At 50.5% G+C, this 19,442-nt stretch carries 15 protein-coding genes; 5 read left to right on the top strand and 10 right to left on the bottom strand.

The window, feature by feature from the left end:
• Positions 1-25: 25 nt before the first annotated feature.
• The 4 genes from AC1RVX_RS21500 to AC1RVX_RS21485 form a co-directional block, all read right to left on the bottom strand.
• Positions 26-931: a Tim44 domain-containing protein gene (locus tag AC1RVX_RS21500; RefSeq protein WP_493218699.1), complete on the bottom strand. Its 906-nt coding sequence runs from the start codon at positions 929-931 to the stop codon at positions 26-28.
• A 34-nt stretch (positions 932-965) separates the two neighbouring features.
• Positions 966-1,700: a bifunctional demethylmenaquinone methyltransferase/2-methoxy-6-polyprenyl-1,4-benzoquinol methylase UbiE gene (ubiE, locus tag AC1RVX_RS21495; RefSeq protein ID WP_493218615.1), complete on the bottom strand. Its 735-nt coding sequence runs from the start codon at positions 1,698-1,700 to the stop codon at positions 966-968.
• Between the two features lie 57 nt (positions 1,701-1,757).
• Positions 1,758-4,808, bottom strand: coding sequence for a glycosyltransferase family 4 protein (locus AC1RVX_RS21490; protein WP_493218614.1), 3,051 nt, complete (start codon positions 4,806-4,808; stop codon positions 1,758-1,760).
• 400 nt (positions 4,809-5,208) lie between these two features.
• On the bottom strand, positions 5,209-6,141 hold the full coding sequence (locus tag AC1RVX_RS21485) for a LysR family transcriptional regulator (protein WP_493218613.1): 933 nt from the start codon (positions 6,139-6,141) through the stop codon (positions 5,209-5,211).
• Between the two features lie 108 nt (positions 6,142-6,249).
• On the opposite strand from AC1RVX_RS21485, the gene AC1RVX_RS21480 reads away from it, so the two are divergent.
• Together AC1RVX_RS21480 and AC1RVX_RS21475 are read left to right on the top strand one after the other, a co-directional pair.
• Positions 6,250-7,284 (top strand): NADP-dependent oxidoreductase, encoded by a 1,035-nt coding sequence (locus tag AC1RVX_RS21480; RefSeq protein WP_493218612.1) that lies wholly within the window; start codon positions 6,250-6,252, stop codon positions 7,282-7,284.
• A gap of 4 nt (positions 7,285-7,288) precedes the next feature.
• A complete protein-coding gene (locus AC1RVX_RS21475) occupies positions 7,289-7,984 on the top strand; it encodes a hypothetical protein (RefSeq protein ID WP_493218611.1) in 696 nt (231 codons plus the stop codon).
• Positions 7,985-8,187: 203 nt separating this feature from the next.
• On the opposite strand, the gene AC1RVX_RS21470 is transcribed toward AC1RVX_RS21475, so the two are convergent.
• The 6 genes from AC1RVX_RS21470 to AC1RVX_RS21445 form a co-directional block, all read right to left on the bottom strand.
• Entirely contained in the window at positions 8,188-8,607 is a 420-nt protein-coding gene (locus AC1RVX_RS21470) for a gamma-butyrobetaine hydroxylase family protein (RefSeq protein ID WP_493218610.1), read from the bottom strand.
• Positions 8,604-9,032 (bottom strand): HIT family protein, encoded by a 429-nt coding sequence (locus AC1RVX_RS21465; protein WP_493218609.1) that lies wholly within the window; start codon positions 9,030-9,032, stop codon positions 8,604-8,606. Before AC1RVX_RS21465 ends, AC1RVX_RS21470 begins: the two co-directional genes overlap by 4 nt.
• Positions 9,032-13,006 (bottom strand): DUF3683 domain-containing protein, encoded by a 3,975-nt coding sequence (locus AC1RVX_RS21460; protein ID WP_493218608.1) that lies wholly within the window; start codon positions 13,004-13,006, stop codon positions 9,032-9,034. The genes AC1RVX_RS21465 and AC1RVX_RS21460 overlap by 1 nt, the downstream gene beginning before the upstream one ends.
• Positions 13,007-13,361: 355 nt before the next feature.
• Entirely contained in the window at positions 13,362-14,663 is a 1,302-nt protein-coding gene (locus AC1RVX_RS21455) for an HAD family hydrolase (RefSeq protein ID WP_493218607.1), read from the bottom strand.
• A 200-nt stretch (positions 14,664-14,863) separates the two neighbouring features.
• A complete protein-coding gene (locus AC1RVX_RS21450) occupies positions 14,864-15,727 on the bottom strand; it encodes a metallophosphoesterase (protein ID WP_493218606.1) in 864 nt (287 codons plus the stop codon).
• Between the two features lie 16 nt (positions 15,728-15,743).
• On the bottom strand, positions 15,744-16,235 hold the full coding sequence (locus tag AC1RVX_RS21445) for a YqaA family protein (protein ID WP_493218605.1): 492 nt from the start codon (positions 16,233-16,235) through the stop codon (positions 15,744-15,746).
• Between the two features lie 98 nt (positions 16,236-16,333).
• Between AC1RVX_RS21445 and ilvA the strand changes: the two genes are divergently transcribed.
• The 3 genes from ilvA to AC1RVX_RS21430 all read left to right on the top strand — a co-directional run bounded on the left by ilvA (position 16,334) and on the right by AC1RVX_RS21430 (position 19,432).
• Positions 16,334-17,884: a threonine ammonia-lyase, biosynthetic gene (gene ilvA, locus AC1RVX_RS21440; protein ID WP_493218698.1), complete on the top strand. Its 1,551-nt coding sequence runs from the start codon at positions 16,334-16,336 to the stop codon at positions 17,882-17,884.
• Between the two features lie 48 nt (positions 17,885-17,932).
• The gene (gene queF, locus AC1RVX_RS21435) at positions 17,933-18,778 is read left to right on the top strand and encodes an NADPH-dependent 7-cyano-7-deazaguanine reductase QueF (RefSeq protein WP_493218604.1); all 846 of its coding nucleotides are present in this window, start codon (positions 17,933-17,935) and stop codon (positions 18,776-18,778) included.
• A 69-nt stretch (positions 18,779-18,847) separates the two neighbouring features.
• On the top strand, positions 18,848-19,432 hold the full coding sequence (locus AC1RVX_RS21430; protein WP_493218603.1) for a hypothetical protein: 585 nt from the start codon (positions 18,848-18,850) through the stop codon (positions 19,430-19,432).
• The last annotated feature ends 10 nt before the right edge of the window (positions 19,433-19,442 follow it).

Below are 19,442 nucleotides of genomic sequence, written 5' to 3'. Positions count from 1 at the left end.
ACTTGCTTAGAACCTGTTTGCGATCTTACATTTGTTGAATACCAGCGAGTACCCAACCACCCTGACCATTGACTGGCTTGGACAGATTCCACACTTCCGTGAAGGCTTCTGCAGGTGCATTTTGGGATTCCTTGATCATGCCGGTGAATTTGATGCTGGCCAGATGATCTGCACCAACGGTCTCTACACCCAGCATGTCCGCATTCAGGGTCACAACATCCGTCACATTGGCGGATGCGCCACGTTCCTGTATCTGCAATTTCAGTTCAGCATACATTTCTGCCGTTGTAAATTCACGCAGATCGTTGATGTCTGCCTTGTCCCATGCTGCCTGCAAACGGATGAAATAGGTTTTGGCATTACGCAAGAAACCAGGCACATCAAAGTCAGCAGGAACCGTCCAGTTAACATTGGTATCTATCGCAGGCGCAGCGTTACCCTGGAAAGCCATAGGTTCCTGGCGTGAGCCAATTTCCGGCGTGCCGGATGCCATTCCTGCATAAGCTGGCTGATTGAACCCCGGTGCGCTGCCCTGACCATTCCTGTTGCGGAACAGACGGATTACAAAGAAAATGGCCAAACCTATCAAGGCAAAAGTCAGCAAACTACCCAGCATGCCAGCAACTGCACCACCCAGGCCAAAGTGTGACAAAGCTGCACCCAGCAAGGCACCACCGATAAGGCCGCCAACTATACCCTTCCAAGGGGAAGCTGGTTTAGGAGGAATTGCCGCATTCGGTGCTGCCACGGGTGCTGTCGGTTTTGCCTGGTTAAAATTGGTGTTTGCTGGCGGTGTTGCTGCCTGGCGCGACACATTATTCGACTGACGCCCGATAGAGCCGCCACCGCCCAGACGTTTGGCTTCTGCATCAGAAACAGTCATTGCGATCGTACTTGCTACGACCAGCATTGCGATCAGAAACTTTTTCATCATTCAACTCCTGTTGTTTCAACTTTTATTTGCATCAAAGTTTGATACCGGTGTGTAATGCGGCCACACCTGCCGTCAAATTAAAGTACTGCACGCTGTCGAGCCCTGCCGTTTCCATCATCGTTTTCAGAGTTTCCTGATCCGGATGCATACGTATCGATTCAGCCAGATACTTGTAACTTTCGGCATCGCCAGCAATTTTTTGTCCCATCCACGGCAAAACCTTGAAAGAATACAGGTCATACGGTTTTTGCAAGATTTCCGGTACCTTGGAAAACTCCAGCACCAGCAATTTGCCACCCGGCTTCAGCACACGCTGCATTTCTGCCAGTGCCTGGTCCTTGTGGGTCATATTGCGCAAACCGAATGCTACTGTCACTCTGTCAAAGTAATTGTCCTGAAAAGGCAATTTCTCTGCGTCGCATAACAAGGTGGGGGTGATCAGACCTTTATTCAAGAGACGGTCACGCCCTACCCTGAGCATGGATTCATTAATGTCGGTATGCCAGACCTCACCGGTCTTACCAGCCTGACGCACGAATTCCTTGGTCAGGTCACCGGTTCCCCCGGCAATATCCAGTACCCTGAAGCCAGGGCGCACACCAGCTTGTGCCACGGTAAATATTTTCCATATCCGGTGCAGGCCGGCAGACATCATGTCATTCATGACATCGTATTTGGCGGCGACCGAGTGAAAAACTTCGGCAACCTTATGGACTTTTTGATCTTCTTCTACGGTGGTATAACCGAAATGGGTGGTATTTTTCATATTTTCTAGCTTGGGTATCTGATCAGCAACACGCTGCCTGTCATTTTTTACATTGTATTAGTTATCCATCAAGGCGCGTTGAATAAATTCAAGTCGCTCGCTAATTCGCTGCCCTATCACTTCAGGACTAAATTCTTCCAGCATGGTTTGTCTGGCCGCCTGGGATATCCTGTTTCTATATTTTTCATCCTTGACCAGCAAAACCATTTTTTCAGCAGCATCGGCACTATCTGCTTCTGCCCATTTTTGCCCAGCACGATACACGCCGATGTCTTCCTGTATGGTCACAAGTTTGTAATTGACCAGACAGGAATTATCCGCGCGCATGAATTCCGTATTACCAGACCAATTGGTTGCCACTACAGGTTTACCCAGAAACATGGCTTCCGCCGGCCCCAGACCAAAGCCTTCTGAACGATGCAAGGATATCAAGGCATCGCAGACCGACTGCAGGTCATACACCTCCTGCCTGGATAAAGTTTTGTTGATCCAGATGATATCCTCCCGTGCGGCTATACGCTTGCGTAAGGCTTCTGCATCCGCCTCATGATGATGGGCATTCTGGGTCTTGATGACCAATATAGCATTCATGCCATATTGCGAACAGGCAAGTTCAAATGCTTGCAAAGCAGCCTGAGGATTCTTTCTGGCTTGATAAGAAGAGAAATCATACATCATCAGGAAAATGAATTTTTCTTCAGGCAAGCCAAAAGACGAACGGCTTGCCGTTTCACTTACTTCAAAGCTGACGGCGTGCGGAATCCGGACCACTGGAATGGCCGAGCTTTTCGCTATAGCTTGCTGGACAAAACCGGTCGGCACCCAAATTTCATCCAACTCACCAAAACCGCCAAAATGTTCTTCCTGCATGTCAGGTAATTCCCAATGCCAATACCCAATATTGTAACGAGAGAAAAAATGTGAAGGCAGGCTGGCGCGTGCTTCAGGCATTTGGTCGGCGTTGATATGGAACACATTGATGCGGTGTACCGGCTCGTCCACCAAACGTTTCTCGACACTGCTGTCTTGCACGCGACTGAAATTATTTTTATTGAAATCTATGATAGCCGTATCTATATCTGCGACATCTGCTGCCAGGGTAAATTGGCGCAAAGACTGACCCACACCGTGTTCCGAGCGCGCATAACCAAACACATTCACACCTGGAGGCAAATTAGCCCTGGCCGGTTTGACATGTGGATCTCTGGCGTTAAACACATTCCGGTCTCCAATATCTATGGATGCGAATTGCACTGACAGGCATCGGGTATCATCACTAATGCCCAATTCGGCAGGAACGAAAGTGTGCCCGGCAACAATATGTAATGTTGCTGGCCATTGCTGAGGAATCTCATCCAGCGTCAGGCTGACATCAAATTCTCCGTTCTGCACCACCAACGGATAACTTTTTCCATTATTCATCGATACCGTCAGTTTCAGTTGCGGCTGACCGTGTGCGCGCTGATGTAACTCCCCCAGATGATGGCCACGAATTCGCAGCACCGCAGAAGAAAATTGAGAAACAGAAAATTTCGCTTTCGCACCTATCCATAGATAATCTTTTCCAGGCTCTATAAAAACGCCGGAATGTTGTTCAATCAAGCGGTGCCGCCTGTATGTATTCTGTGTTAAACGCGGCCCGTGCATGGTACGGCTGCGCAAGGGATCATACACATCATGAGATTTTTTCAATCCCACACGTTCTGCCAGCCTCGATTGCCGGAATTGCCGGTACCCTATCTTTAGAAAATCCCCCGGCCCGCGCACACTTTGATATTGCAACAGGCGTGCTGTCCCTAGCACGCCACCGGTTGCCCGTTTGTGTGCGTAAATCAATCCTTTTGCCCAGATTGACATATCCTTACCACCTGCGTCAGTCGAATACGTATAGAGCTCGCCACTCTCAACAAGTTCTTTCAAGGCCCATTTGACGGCCTGTACATAGTCATCCGGAATTCCAATTTCTGCGGCACCCGATTCGGTGAACCAGCGGTAATATGCTTCCCGGGAACTGGCGAGGGGATCTGGAAAGGCATGCTGTAAATGCACATGTTGCATCCAGAGTGCACGTAAAATGACAGGCAATCCACCCAGCATGCCGGCGACAAATATCCCGCTATCATCAAATGGATTGGTTCCTGCCCGCTTACGCAACTCTTCTACGTCACGGTATATGGCTCTGATTTCTGCAGGAATAGCAACGCCATCTTTGAATACGCCAAAAGCATAAGGGTGCTGTTGATATTTCGTGTGGCCATGTTTCAAGACCAAAGCTGCGTACTCGAGTGCCAACTCGCTCGCCTCGCCTATGTTGGCCATGTTATAGCGGTTCTGATGTTTGGAAAATGGCTTGGGATTCAGAGGATTGAAACCACTGAAATGGAAGAAGCGTAAAGGACGACCAGCAGCGAACCAGGCACCATCCTCGCGAGTGACTGGGCGATGGTTAAGATTCCAGTACGCCACGTTATAACCGGTGTCTCTCAAAATAGCAAAACCACCAAACATGCCAGGCGCGAGGTCCACCCATTTTTGATCAGTGAACAAACCACGGGCAGGATCAGATACCGCGCCATATTCCAGTTTTTCTTGCCACCACTTGACGAAGGCATCCGATTCCGGTTTACTCCCCACCGCGATAAATCCAAGATTATAGGCACCGGCCCGCATAATTTCGAGTTCACCTGGCATCAGACCGTCGTCCAGTGCTGCGGTGAGATGTGGTGTAACGACAGCGGTAGCTCCCTGATCCAACAAAGATTCAACATCAACCAAACGGTCTATCACCAGGATATCAGGGTCTATATAAACCACTCGGTCGTAGCCCTTTTGGCGTAAATACTCAAACATCCAGGGCTTTGCTGCCGTGTTCAATTCCATAATGCCATACCGGAACAAAAATTCGTTCATCTTTGGCAAAGGTAATTGTTCAATGGTCAAGCTCGAGAACAACTCGCCGCCGAAATTCGCGACATCTTCACACCGATCGACCAGCAAAACATGCCTGTCCCATTCTGGATGTACCTTGGACAGCGATTCCATCAGGGTCTTGGCGAAAGCTCCATAATTGAGCGAGACAATAGTAAATACGGCTGTTTTTTGTGTCATTTTTAAACGTTTTAATGTGAGTTATCCCAGATCGCCTGTTCCCGATACTTGCTCAAAAAAAATTAAATTGAGTTTGTTCATGCCTTACCGTAACAATTGAGACATAAATGGCAACTTAGTTCCGCAACAGGTCGTTAACTGATGAGGAACACAATCTGAGATGTGAAGACAACATTTCCCGTCTATGCGGACCTGTCATTGTGCGAATGACAATGATCATACCCTATGAGCATGCCGGCTGTTTCCTGCATGAGCAGCAAGAGATTGACTCCAGAATACAAGCTCAATCATGGTTGCCTATCCATTTTCCAGCGCCAAAAATATTGCCCGCTTAAAACAATGCTTCAAAGACTGTTTCCAAAGACGCAAGTTTAGCCCCTCAGGATTGTACTCTATGCCATTAATCAGGACAGCTTTGTGTCTGGCTGTCGGGCGTCAAAACCCGGGCTAGCTTATCCAGCCATTCTGGTGCAGTCCTGGCATTCCATACCAAACAAACCTCTTCACGACATTGAAAACCGCAATCGATGACCTCCAGCCGGACTAGCTCAGGGTCACGTAAAGCAAAATCTGGCAGATAAGCCAGCGCCTTCCCTGATTTCACCATCATCAGCAATAACTGCAAATCATCTATCCAGTATCTGATCTTGCGAGGCAGTTGATCATCTCGCCAACCATCAGAACGACCGCCCCTGCGTTCCCCACAAAATAAGGAGCGTGAAGGACAAACAAAATCACATGCTATTACTTGAGCGGCTCTTACCCGCGCAATCTGCCCATTCTCACCACGCTTTGCCAGCGGGTGCTGATAGCTGGCAAGCAATTGCAAATCCAGCGCACCAAGTCGTATGGTCTGCCAGTCGGCATGCCAATATTTACTGCGTCCATCAATCACTTCAGTTGTTACTATCGCAGCACTGGCTTCGCCACGCTCGAGCACAGCCAGTGCATCTTCTTCAAACAGGGAGTCAAATTGCAATGTCCCTTCCTCATAGCTGGACATTGCCTGTTCCAATTGCCTTGCATGACGCCATAACAAGACTGCTGGCCCCACTATTTTGCAGGCAAAACTGGCACATTCACCACCCACATCGGCTTTAATCTGGTCCACCATGGCCAGCATATTACGGGCAAATTCCAACATACGCTGACCACTCGCATTCAGACTAAGTTGCTTGGCAGAACGATCAAACAGCACCGTATCCAGATCTCCCTCCAGCCTGCGTAAGGCTTTGGAGACTGCAGATGGTGTCAGATGTAATTCTTGCGCAGCCACTCCCAACGAAGGCTGCCTTGCCACACAGACAAAGATTTTCAGGTCTACCAGGTTCATTGCGGCTTACATTTCCAATTTGGACATTAAAAGTGAATATATATTGCTTTACCAGACATTTTATCAGACCTAATATACAAGCTTCTCCCTCCGGAATCTGACTTCTACATGACCAGCACTGAAAATCTGCTACACCGGCAATGGATATACAGCCGCCATCCCACTGGCATCGTTAGCGATGAACATTATGAATTACGCAACCAGCCACTGGACACCGCGCTGGATCGCGATGAAGTATTAATTGCCGCCCGCTATATCAGCGTAGACCCGTATATGCGCATCAACCAGTCCGCCAAACCCACCTATAACCCGGAACCGCATCCACTCAATACAGTGCAGACCGCCGGGGTAGTCGGCCAGGTAATGGCATCGAATGCCGCCGGCCTCAAGGAGGGTGACTGGGTATTTGGCATGACAGGCTGGCAAAGCCATGCACGGGTACATGTCAGCGCACTGAGCAAAATCGACCCGACTATCGCCCCTGTCAGTACAGCGCTGGGCGTACTCGGCATGCCGGGCCGCACAGCCTGGTTTGGCCTGACCGAGGCAGGCAAGCCACATGCCGGTGAAGTTGTCGTCGTCTCCGGCGCAGCAGGAGCAGTCGGCTCACTGGTAGTGCAATTCGCCAAGCGCCATGGGGCAAAAGTAATGGGCATTGCCGGTGGTGCGGAGAAATGCGCGTGGCTGACAGACAAACTGGGCGCAGACTGGGCAATTGATTACAAAGCCTTTGCCGACGACGAAGTATTGAGCAAGGAAATCTTCAGGCTCACTGGTGGTGTCGACGTGTATTTCGATAACGTAGGCGGCATGGTCACCGATGCCATCATCCCCATCATCAAACGCCGCGCCCGCATCATCATCTGCGGCCAGATCAGCCAATACAACGGCGGCCTGGATGTGCCAGAAATGGGCCCGCGCCTGCTGCAGCACATGCTGTACCAGCGTGCCACCATACAAGGCATATTGGCACGCGATTACCTGCACCGCATGGATGAAATGCTGGCCATCGTCGCACCCTGGGTCAAGGCTGGTGAGCTGGTATTTGAAGAAACCGTCATCGACGGTTTTGAACAATTGCCGCATGCCTTGAATTCATTATTCACAGGCGAGCATCGCGGTAAATTGCTGGTCAGGGTATGAAGACATGCGGCGCATCTTATCCTTTGTCACACTCAGTTTTTGCTTCATCTTCAGTGCTCATGCCGAAAACAAACATGGTCCCACCTGGGGCGTACATGGCATGCTCCTGTTTGGCAATAGTGAAGGCATGTATGTCTCCCACCTACCGATGTTCCACGCACCGCATGATTATCAGGTCGTATTGCAGATACGCTGCCTTGATCAAAACCTTGATGCAAGTGTCAAAGCGAGACTGGAACAAAAACTGGCCTTGTGGACCATGGAACCAGAACAATTCGAGATCGCCAGACTGGCCGCAGACAGTAAAATACCGCTCAGACAATTCAAGGCAAACATCGTGCTCGGCCATTTTGAACAAGGTGGCAAAGTCGAATACAAGGATGTGGCTGTAGTGATTGAAAAGCCCCTGATCTTCCGCCAGTTGTTGCCACAAATGCGCGATAGTAAACAGGCTACCTATCATCAGATAGGTGGCGGCAAGCAGCGTTTCTTATTGAAGGAAATCAATAGCCGGCCAGACTTTGACCATGTGTTGGCGATCATTGTACCCGCCGCTACCGGGAGGTCGGATGTGGTGATGAAGAAGACAGGATTGCAGGGGGCGACGGATGCTGAGTTTTTGCAGGTGTTGCAGAGCAAGGTGGATAAACGGGCTGGGGTGAAGGGAACGATTTATCTTGATCGGGCGGATTTGGAGTAAGTGTTGGGCTGATGAAGCGTAGCCTAGCGAGGCCCGGCCCAACCTACGCGCTATTTCTCAAAATCACACGATTCTGACATTAACAAACTACACTACATGCCACAAACGCTGCGGGATTCCTGCCTACGCAGGAATGACGTTAATATGAGTACGGTTTATCAAAGGATAGTAGCCTCAAGCTAGAGTAGATGGTCAAAGCAAACTCAATGCTTAGTCCCACAATTCCCGCCACCCTTCACCTGCATAGGTGCATCCCTTCCCGTCTCGCCAGCATGCCCTGCTGCCTGCAAACGGTCCAGATAATCCTGCCACAACTGCCCCTGATTCTCTCCCAGCCAGTACAGATAATCCCAGGAAAAAATCCCCGAGCTATGCTGGTCAGAAAAAATAGGCTTGATCGCATAATTACCAACCGGCTCTATGCCAACAATACCAATCTCGCGCTTGCCAGTCTGCAGGGTTTCTTGCCCCGGTCCATGACCACGTACTTCAGCCGAAGGCGAGTACACACGCAGCAATTCAAAAGGCAAAGAAAATTCCTTGCCATCATCAAAGGAGACTTCGAGTACGCGCGATTGCGTGCGTGCATTTAAAGCTGTGGGTTGTGGCTTGCCTATGCTCATGATTTAAAACTGGAGATAATGGTTTGCCTTAATTGCGGCAACAAACTGCGGCGCGCATCCAGGCCGGACTGGTCTTGCTTGTCAGACCGCGCTGCGGCCCAGACAGGATTAGGGAAATGCGCATCATCGGTAAAGCGAGGAATGATATGCCAGTGCAAGTGCGGCACCATATTACCCAGGCTGGCGACGTTCATCTTGTGCGGCTGCATGACTGCACGCAAGACCGCTTCCACCTTCCAGACGGCTTGCATGAAAATAGTCCTGTCTGTCTCAGACAAATCCGTCATTTCTTTCACATGTGCATTCCAGATGACACGGCAAAACCCGGGATAATTCACATCATCTACCAGGACCACCCGTAACTGATCTGTGCTGACGATGATATCGCCAGCACTGGCATCACATAATTCACAAGTCGCCGACATTACACCAGCACCCTTTCTATACCGCCGTTATTGGCCTTGGCCACATATTCCGGCATCCAGTTTGGTCCCAGAATATGTTTGGCCATTTCGACGACGATATAGTCAGCAGTCGTGCCAGAATCTTCATCGTAGCGCGTCAATCCTTGCAGGCAGGCCGGGCAAGATGTCAGGATTTTCACGTCGCCAGTAAAGCCATCAGCACGCAGTTTATCTGCACCCTTGTTCATCTCTTCTTCCTTGCGGAAGCGTATCTGGGTAGAGATATCAGGACGCGACACGGCCAGCGTACCTGCCTCGCCACAGCAACGATCATTCTTTTCGATCTTCACATCATCGACCGTGGTGATCAGTGCATTCACCGTTTTCAAAGGATCTTGCAATTTCATCGGCGTATGGCAAGGGTCGTGGTACATGTAACGCGTGCCATTCACTGCGGCCAGCTTGACATCTTTTTCCAGCAGATATTCGTGGATGTCGATAATCCGGCAACCAGGGAATATCTTGTCGAATTCATAGAGCTGTATCTGGTCATAACAGGTGCCGCAAGAGACAACCACGGTTTTGATATCCAGATAGTTCAAGGTATTCGCCATGCGATGGAACAGCACGCGGTTATCGGTAATCATCTTCTCGGCCTTGTCGTACTGGCCAGCACTGCGTTGCGGATAACCGCAGCACAGATAACCTGGCGGCAGCACCGTTTGCACACCGACATTCCACAACATGGCCTGGGTTGCCAGGCCAACTTGCGAGAACAGCCTTTCCGAACCGCAGCCAGGGAAGTAGAACACCGCTTCGGTATCCGCCGTCGTCGTTTGCGGATTGCGGATGATGGGCACCATCTTGTCATCTTCAATATCCAGCAATGCACGCGCCGTTTTCTTGGGCAAATTGCCAGGCATTTTTTTATTGATGAAGTGAATCACCTGCTCACGCATGGCAGGTTTGCCCAGACTGGCCGGTGGTGCCTTGGTTTGCTTTTTGGCGAGCTTCTTCAATACCGTATTACCCAAGCGCTGTGCAGCTACGCCCCAGCCAAAAATTACCTGGCGTGCCGCCTTGATGGTGGCAGGGTCTTTGGCATTCAAAAAGAACATGGCAGAAGCCGTGCCGGGATTGAAGGATTTCTTGTCCATCTTGCGCAAGAGATTACGCATGTTCATGGACACATCGCCAAAATCGATATCGACCGGGCATGGCGTTACGCATTTATGGCAAACCGTGCAGTGGTCAGCCACATCTTCAAATTCTTCCCAATGTTTGATCGAGATGCCACGGCGGGTTTGCTCTTCATACAAAAAGGCTTCGACCAGCAGCGATGTGGCCAGAATCTTGTTACGTGGCGAATACAGCAAATTGGCGCGTGGTACATGGGTTGCACACACAGGTTTGCACTTGCCGCAACGCAGACAGTCTTTGACGCTATTCGCAATCGCACCGATATCGCTTTGCTGCATGATCAGGGATTCATGCCCCATCAAGCCAAACGAAGGCGTATAGGCATTGCGCAAGTCGGCAGCAAACTCAGGCAGGTTCAGCAGCTTGCCCTTGTTGAAGCGGCCTTCCGGATCAATACGCAGTTTGTACGAGCGGAAATCCTTGATTTCATCTTCGGTCAAAAATTCCAGCTTGGTGATACCTATGCCATGTTCGCCAGAGATGACGCCATTCAGCGAACGCGCAAGCACCATGATGCGGGCGACGGCATGATGCGCCACCTGCAGCATTTCATAATCGTCAGAATTGACCGGCAAGTTGGTATGCACATTGCCGTCACCAGCATGCATGTGCAGAGCGACAAAGACGCGGCTACGCAAGACTTTTTTATGCAGGGCCACGCATTCGTCAAGGATAAGCTTGAAGGCACCGCCATTGAAAATGTGGCGTAACTGCGCACGGATTTCTGTCTTCCATGACACCCTGATTGTCCTGTCCTGGACAATGGAAAACACAGTCGCATCAGGCTGTACCTTCAGTCTTTCGTCAAAGACAAATTCCAGTTTATCCAGGCCCAGGGTCAGCAATTCTGCCTTCGCTGCACTCAAGGGCTTGTCGAGGTTATTCAGCAAATAGGTCCAGCGTGCTTCAGCTTCTTGCAGCAAAACATCAGCCTGATTGACGCGGTCTTCCAGCAATTCAGATGCAGGGATATCATCACCCGCCGCATCTTCACTCTTGCCCAGTGGCAGGTTGCGCTTGGCAAAAAAACCCTTCAATGCGTCCAGCAAGGCCAGCTTGTTTTGTATCGATAATTCTATGTTGATGCGTTCAATGCCATCGGTGTATTCACCCATGCGGTTGAGCGGTATCACCACGTCTTCATTGATCTTGAAGGCATTGGTGTGTTTGGAAATCGCGGCAGTCTTGGCGCGGTCCAGCCAGAACTTTTTACGTGCTTCCGGGCTGACGGCGACAAAGCCTTCACCGACGCGGGTATTGGCGATGCGTATGACTTCAGACGCAGCCTGCGCTACCGCATTTTCATCATCACCAACGATGTCACCGAACAAGGCCATCTTGGGCAAGACACCGCGCTTGGATTTGGTCGTATAACCGACGGCGCGCAGATAGCGTTCATCCAAATGTTCCAGGCCAGCCAGTATCGCGCCGCCCTTTTTGGTTTCACTGTCGAGGTAGTCCTTGATTTCTACAATGCTAGGTATGGCATCGCGCGCCTGACCGAAAAACTCCAGACAGACGGTACGGGCAAACTTGGGCATCTTGTGCAAGATCCAGCGCGCCGAGGTAATCAGGCCATCGCAACCTTCTTTTTGCACACCCGGCAAACCCGCCAGGAATTTATCGGTGACGTCCTTGCCCAAACCTTCTTTACGGAAGACGCGACCCTTGATATCGAGTTGTTCCGTCTTGAACGGCTGTTTCTCACCCGGATGTGTCCATTCGAGCTTGAACTTGGCAATTTCCACATCATGGATTTTTCCCAGATTATGTTCAAGCCGTGTCACTTCCAGCCAATCACCATTCGGGTCCACCATGCGCCACGAAGCCAGGTTGTCGAGCGCCGTGCCCCACAATACCGCCTTCTTGCCGCCAGCATTCATGGCGACATTGCCGCCTATGCAGGAAGCTTCGGCAGAAGTTGGGTCAACCGCAAATACAAAGCCCGCTTTTTCAGCTGCGTCCGACACACGTTTGGTGACTACACCGGCACCGGAATAAATAACCGCATAATCACGGTCCACACCCGGCAGGCGCGTCATTTCAACTTCGCCCAGTTGTTCCAGCTTTTCGGTGTTGATGACAGCAGACAACGGTGTCAGTGGTATCGCACCACCGGTATACCCTGTGCCGCCGCCACGTGGGATGATGGTCAGTCCCAATTCAATACAGCTTTTGACCAGACCCGCCATTTCATCTTCGGTATCCGGTGTCAATACGACAAATGGATATTCGACCCGCCAGTCGGTCGCATCAGTGACATGCGATACGCGGCTCAAGCCATCGAACTTGATATTGTCTTTTGCGGTAAAACGCGCCAGCAGCTTGCTGGCTTTTTTACGCAGGTCATAGGTGTCGCGGAACTCTTTGGAAAACGCAGCCACCGCCTTGCGTGCACCCTGCACCAGGGTCTCTACACTATTGCTACGCTCGGCATCGTCATCGTTGGCGGTACTCAGGCGGCGCTTCTCGACTTCTGCCAACCTGTGATTCAGGGCATCAATCAAATCCTGACGACGCCTTGGGTTATCCAGCATGTCGTCTTGCAGATAGGGGTTACGGCGTACTACCCAGATATCCCCCAGCACTTCATACAGCATGCGTGCAGATCGCCCGGTCTGGCGTTTGCCACGCAATTGATCGAGCAATTGCCATGCATCTTCACCCAGCAGGCGGATGACGATTTCGCGGTCAGAAAACGAAGTGTAGTTATAAGGAATTTCCCGCACGCGGGTAGGAGTGGCACCTTGGGGCGTGTCAGCAAGCAGGGCCTGGATTTGGGCTGGAGCGTTCATCAGTGACGTGGTTGGACGGATTTTTAAACATCCATTCTAACTTATTGCGATGCACCACGTGCCAACAGCCTTGAAGTTTATACGGTAATAAATGGTGCTTCTGGCAATTTTCCAAATGGAATTTGGCAAAAGCTGCCAGAAATGGCACAAAGACGGCTATCTTTGCAAATTCGCCACAATTGCAGCTGAACAAAAATCAGGCAGCCAAATTTGATCGAAATTATCTGTGACATTTTACACTGGCTTTATAGGCAGGTATAAGCCAGCACTTTAAATATTAAGGTAAAGACAATATTTTGAGCAAAAAAACGGGCAGCGCTGAATAAACTGAACTGCCCGCAGTTTGAACAAGAAATTAACCCAGCAAAGCAGGTGCAGTCTTGCCGTATTTCAGTGTCGTTTCCACCGGCAACCAGTTACCCGTAGTTTCCTGGCGGCCTTGCAGCAGAAAGCGCGGGTGAGCTTCTTTGACTGTGTCGGCAGCTGCCTTGGACAATTCACCGATCTTGCCTTTTTTAAGACGGTTCACAACCAGACCAATTTCGGTTTCTTTAAAATCGCGCAGCATGTCGTAGTCACCATCGCTGTCACCGGCAACAAATACCGGGCCGTAGCCTTTTTTGGCGACCAGTTCACGCTTGATGACCTCGGATTTTCCTGGGCCCCAGTTCAAAGGCCAGTCTTTGCGGTAGGCATTTTTATAGACATCGCCATTTTGTTCAAGACGCAGACCCAGGACGTTTTCACGTTTGACGTGGTAACCGTATTTAGGATTGGTGGCGAAGACAGCAACCACGTCTTCCAGCGAAGCAGTACTGACATACACGTCGAAACCGTTTTGGCGGAAAGTGTCCATCAGTGTCGCAATTTCTGTACACAGGCGTATGCCGTGAAAATGGGCAGTGGTGACAACGCCAGCTACACCTGGCAAGGATGCTGGGCTGGTGTATTTGGTCTTGGTCAGGCTCATGCCGAGGTTGGCATCATTTGATGCTTCTGCCAGCGCGCTGACTTCGGCGACTGTCATATTGGCGAAGAAATAGATCACCCATGGGTAGCCAACATTGACGCCATGTGTGTCATTGACAGCTTCGTACAGGAGATAGAGTTTGGCGCGGAAGTCCTGAAACTGTGCAGTTTCAGCGATTTCTTCCAGGCTACGGCTACCCGCCATGCCTTTGAAATTGCCATGCAGGTAAGCGTAATCGCTGTCGAGGTCAGTACAGATGCTTTCGAGGTCCAGTTGTTTACCAGCAGCATTTTTGTAGTCGGCAGTGAAATTACCGGCCGGTACATTTTGACGGATAATTGCAGAAAATTCTGCCGGAGTCAGCTTGAATGCCAGGTGATTGATCTGATACATCAGCAAGGCTTCTTCGCAGTCATTCATGATGCTGGTGTTATCCCAGTCAAACACGGCGTAAGGCTTGCGCTTGGCCGAATAACTCTTGCTGGCGCTGCCATGATGGGCAATCAGGGAGGCGATCATTTCACGGTTACGCGGCGACCATTTTGCAGCATCGAGATACACATTAACTGCCGTTGTAGCCGGTTTTGCCAGTGCTGGAACAGCCAGAGTGATCCCTGCTGTGGCAGCCACCATGCCTTGCAAAAATCCACGACGTGGTTGCTTGTGTGCTGATTTGCTATTTTGCATTTGATTTCCTTGTAATGTGCATACCTGTGCAGGTACCCTGACAACTTTCAAGTACGCTAAAAAAAGCATATTTCTGCTGTAAGGCAAGAATGATAGACAAGGATTGTGACAAGCCTGTAAAACGGAAACATTTTTTAGAAAAAAGTTTATTGCGCGCCGGACTGCTCACTTACTGCAAAACTTGGTTCAGCAATTGAGCATTACTTTGCTGAACCGTCATGAACAGGATGCAAGTGGCATAAGTGGATTTCTGAAGGTGCAAACAGGCGCAAAGGCAAATCACTCATACCTATACCCCGGCTGGTCAGCAATAAACCTTGCCCGGGCAAGGTAAACAACCCTTGGGCAAAACGGCGTTCACCCGAGCCTGGCGGCAAGATCAGTGGCTTGCCTGCTGGGGTGGCTATTTGCCCGCCATGTGTATGGCCACAAAAGGCAATATGAAAATCATGCTCTTCCACATGCTTGAGACCAAGCGGTGAATGCATAAGCAGCAAACGTACGTCGCCTGCCCCGGCAAAAGTCTGCTTGCCATCCGGCATACCAACTCCGGGTTCGTCCATGCCACAAATAGAAATTTCTGCAAATGGTACAGGCAAGCGCCTGTTTTGATTAATTAACACCTCAATACCGGCATCCTGCAGGCAATAGATGATATGTGCGTCGTCCAGCCATAGATCATGATTACCCATGATGGCAAACTTGGGCGTAGACGGATTGAGCAAACGCAACGGCCTGTGCAAATGCTGCATATGCCTGGCATGCAGGGATACATAGTCGCCGCCAAACAGGATGATGTCCGGCGCAAAGGCAGCAATAGCGGTAAATGCCTGATCCAGCAAACGCGCATCAGTCAATGGGCCTGCATGTAAATCTGAAATAAAGGCTAGCTTGCAAGACCTGTCAGCCACAAATGGCAGATAAAAGTCGCGCTGGTCTATATGGAGGCGGCCTTGCAATTTGCATGTGTAGGCCAGACGCGCCGCCCAGTTTTCCTGATATAGCAGGGCTTCCAGCTGTTCGCCGGCATGTCGCCACCATGTGTAATACTTACCCCGCCCCATGTGTCTGGTGCTTCAATCAAACGATGTAATTGGCAATGCTGCGCCAGAAGCCGTCTGGTAATTTCAGCAATAGCCATGTAATGAGGATGTAACGCAGGCATTTACCTATCGCCATATAGATGACACTGGGCCAGAATGGCATTTTCAACCAGCCTGCCAGGGTGCAGATGGGGTCACCAATGCCGGGTAGCCAGGCCAGCAGCATGGTTTTTGGCCCAAAATGCTGTAGCCAGCGGTACCAGTAGCTTTCTCTTTCCTTGTGAAAAGCCTGCTTGGCAGCATAGCCCATGCCATAGTCAACTATGCCACCCAGGGTATTACCTATTGTAGCTATAAGGATCACCAGCCAGAAAATATCGGGATTGGCCTTGATGACGGCAAAGACCGCCGGTTCCGACCCCAGCGGCAATAAAGTCGCCGAGATAAAACTGATCAAAAAAACTGAAGTCAGACCAATTTCTGGCAGGGCCAGAACGCTTAATAACCAGTGTATGCCTGCTTCTATCATTGCGTTTTGCTATGTCTGTAAAAGGCATCCATTATAATGGCGCCGGTAATTTCAAATCCGTAAGCAACAAATTAGACTTAAATCCGTCATTTTTAACCATAAATAAGACATCCATGAGCACCGATTATCTGAAGAAGATCCTGACAGCGCGCGTCTATGACGTCGCCTTTGAAACCCCGCTGGAACTCGCGTCCAGCCTGTCGGCGCGCATGGAGAACCGAATTTACTTCAAACGCGAAGACATGCAAAGCGTGTTCAGCTTCAAATTGCGTGGTGCTTATAACAAGATTGCCCATCTCACCCCGGCGCAATTGAAGCGCGGCGTCATCTGCGCCTCAGCAGGCAACCATGCGCAGGGCGTGGCCCTGAGCGCCCGCAAAAAAGGGTGCAAGGCTGTCATCGTCATGCCGACCACAACGCCACCAGTAAAAATCGATGCTGTACGCACCCATGGTGGTGATCTGGTCGAGATAGTGCTGCATGGCGACTCCTATACTGATGCCTATGGCCATGCACTGGAACTGGAGAAAAAGCGCAAGCTGACCTTTGTCCACCCCTTTGATGACCCGGATGTAATTGCTGGCCAGGGCACAGTGGGTATGGAGATTTTGCGCCAGCATGCCGAACCCATCCACGCGATCTTCGTCGCCATCGGCGGTGGTGGCCTGATCTCAGGCGTCGCAGCCTATGTCAAGGCGGTACGCCCTGATATCAAGATCATCGGTGTACAAACCACGGATTCTGACGCCATGGCGCGCAGCCTGAAGGCTGGCAAACGCGTCACCCTGGCAGATGTCGGCCTGTTTTCTGATGGCACGGCGGTCAAACTAGTGGGTGAAGAAACTTTCCGTCTGGCCAAGATGTATGTGGATGAAGTCATTACTGTTGATACAGATGCCGTCTGCGCCGCCATCAAGGATGTCTTCCAGGACACGCGCAGCATACTGGAACCCGCCGGTGCCTTGGCAGTGGCTGGTTGCAAAGCCTATATTGAGCGCGCCAAAGCTGACAAGAAGCCGCTGAAGAACGAGACCATGGTCACCATCGCCTGCGGCGCCAACATGAACTTTGACCGCCTGCGCTTTGTTGCCGAGCGCGCCGAAGTCGGTGAAGCACGCGAAGCTGTGTTTGCGGTTACTATTCCTGAAGAGCGCGGCAGCTTCCGCCGTTTCTGTGAGCTGGTAGGTGCACGCAATGTGACAGAATTCAATTACCGCATCAGCGATGAAAAAGCAGCCCATATTTTCGTCGGCATACAAGTACACGATAAGATGGAATCTGGCAAAATTGCCAAGAATTTCGACAAGCACGGCTTTCCTACCCTGGACCTCACCCATGATGAATTGGCGAAACTGCATATTCGTCATCTGGTCGGTGGCAAGAGCAGTCTGGCGAAAGACGAATTACTGTATCGCTTTGAATTCCCGGAACGTCCGGGTGCACTCATGCGTTTCTTGAACAGCATGGCGCCGAACTGGAACATCAGTCTGTTTCACTATCGTAACCACGGTGCCGATTACGGCAGAACTTTAGTCGGTTTACAGGTTCCAAAGAAGGAAATGAAAGCTTTCCGTGAATTTTTAGCAACATTAGGTTACCGTTATTGGGATGAAAGCAAGAATCCCGTATATCAATTATTTTTGGGTTGATTTGACCAAATTTAGCCTGGATTAACAAGCAACAACGAGCAAGACAATATGACAGATTCAGCCCCAGGTACGCCCGAGCTTTCCTTACTGGGCAAGCCCGCGACTTACAAGTCCGAATACGACGCCAGTTTGCTATTCCCAATTTCCCGTACCGGAAAAAGGGAAGAAATTGGGTTGGGCAGCAATCTGCCATTTTTTGGTGTGGATATCTGGAACGCTTATGAAGTGTCATGGCTGAACCTGCGCGGCAAACCCCAGGTGGCGATTGCAGCTATTACGGTGCCTGCTGATTCACCTAACATCATTGAATCCAAGTCATTCAAACTGTACCTGAATTCTTTCAACCAGACTCGTCTGGCAGGCGGCGATGCATTGATCAGCCTGTTGCAGGCTGATTTGTCTGCCGGGTTTGGAGCGGCAGTGCAAGTCAAGCTGACCACACCAGATCAGTTTGGTAAATTATCCATGCATGAAATGCAGGGACAACTGCTGGACAGACTGGATATTGAAGTCGACAGTTACACCCCGAACCCGTCACTGCTGACCGCCAATTTTGACGAAGCGCCAGTTGAAGAAACCCTGATTTCCCATTTGTTGAAATCCAACTGCCTGGTCACTGGCCAGCCGGATTGGGGCAGTGTGCAAATCCATTATGTCGGTCCGCAAATCGATCAGGAAAAACTATTGCAATACCTGATCGGCTTCCGTGACCACAATGAATTCCACGAACAATGCGTAGAACGCATTTTCGTCGACATCCTGCGTCAATGTAAGCCACAAAAGCTGTCCGTCTATGCGCGCTATACAAGGCGTGGCGGACTCGATATCAACCCCTGGCGCAGCAATTTCAGTTCCGGCCAGGGCCCGGACAATCGTCGCAATGCGCGCCAGTAGGCCAGTCGCAGGCAATTTATTTGCCACGCTGTTGCGCGTTTTTATTCATTACCATTTCAATATCTATTTATGCTGAAGTTCAACAATTTTCCCCTGCGTGCTGCAATGTGCGCTTCCAGCCTGTTAGCTTGCCTGTCTTCGCAGGCACAAACCAGCAATCAGGATGACATGGGCTGGTGGGACAGCTCAAAAGCCAAGGTCAATAAAATTTTGGATGAGGGCGACCTGCAACTGCTGGTAGCCGGTTACACTCACCACGGTCGCGGTACCTATACCGCCGCCAGAATTGCTGAATTGAATGAGCGCACCTGGGGCTTGGGTTTTTCCAAAGCCATACGTAACAAAGATGACAATGAAGAAATGCTGTATGGCATGATCATCTCTGACTCTCATTTCCGCCCTCAACCTATGGTTGGCTATGTCTATCAGTGGATGAAGCCACTGGGTGACAAAGTGGAAGTCGGTGGCGGGTTAACCGGATCGCTGATTAGTCGTACCGATTATTTTGGCGGGTTTCCCTTCCCTGCCATCTTGCCGGTTGCTTCCATAGGGACCCGCAGCAGCAAGTTGATGGCGACTTACGTACCCCGTTTTTCCAGAAACAAGGGTAATGGTGACGTATTGTTCCTGTTTGCGCGTTTTGACCTGAATTAAGCTGGCGGTC

This window comes from Undibacterium sp. GW821-FHT11B02 (assembly GCF_058808955.1).
Note: the sequence above shows the minus strand (reverse complement) of the source record. Positions and strands in the feature narration are given on the sequence as shown.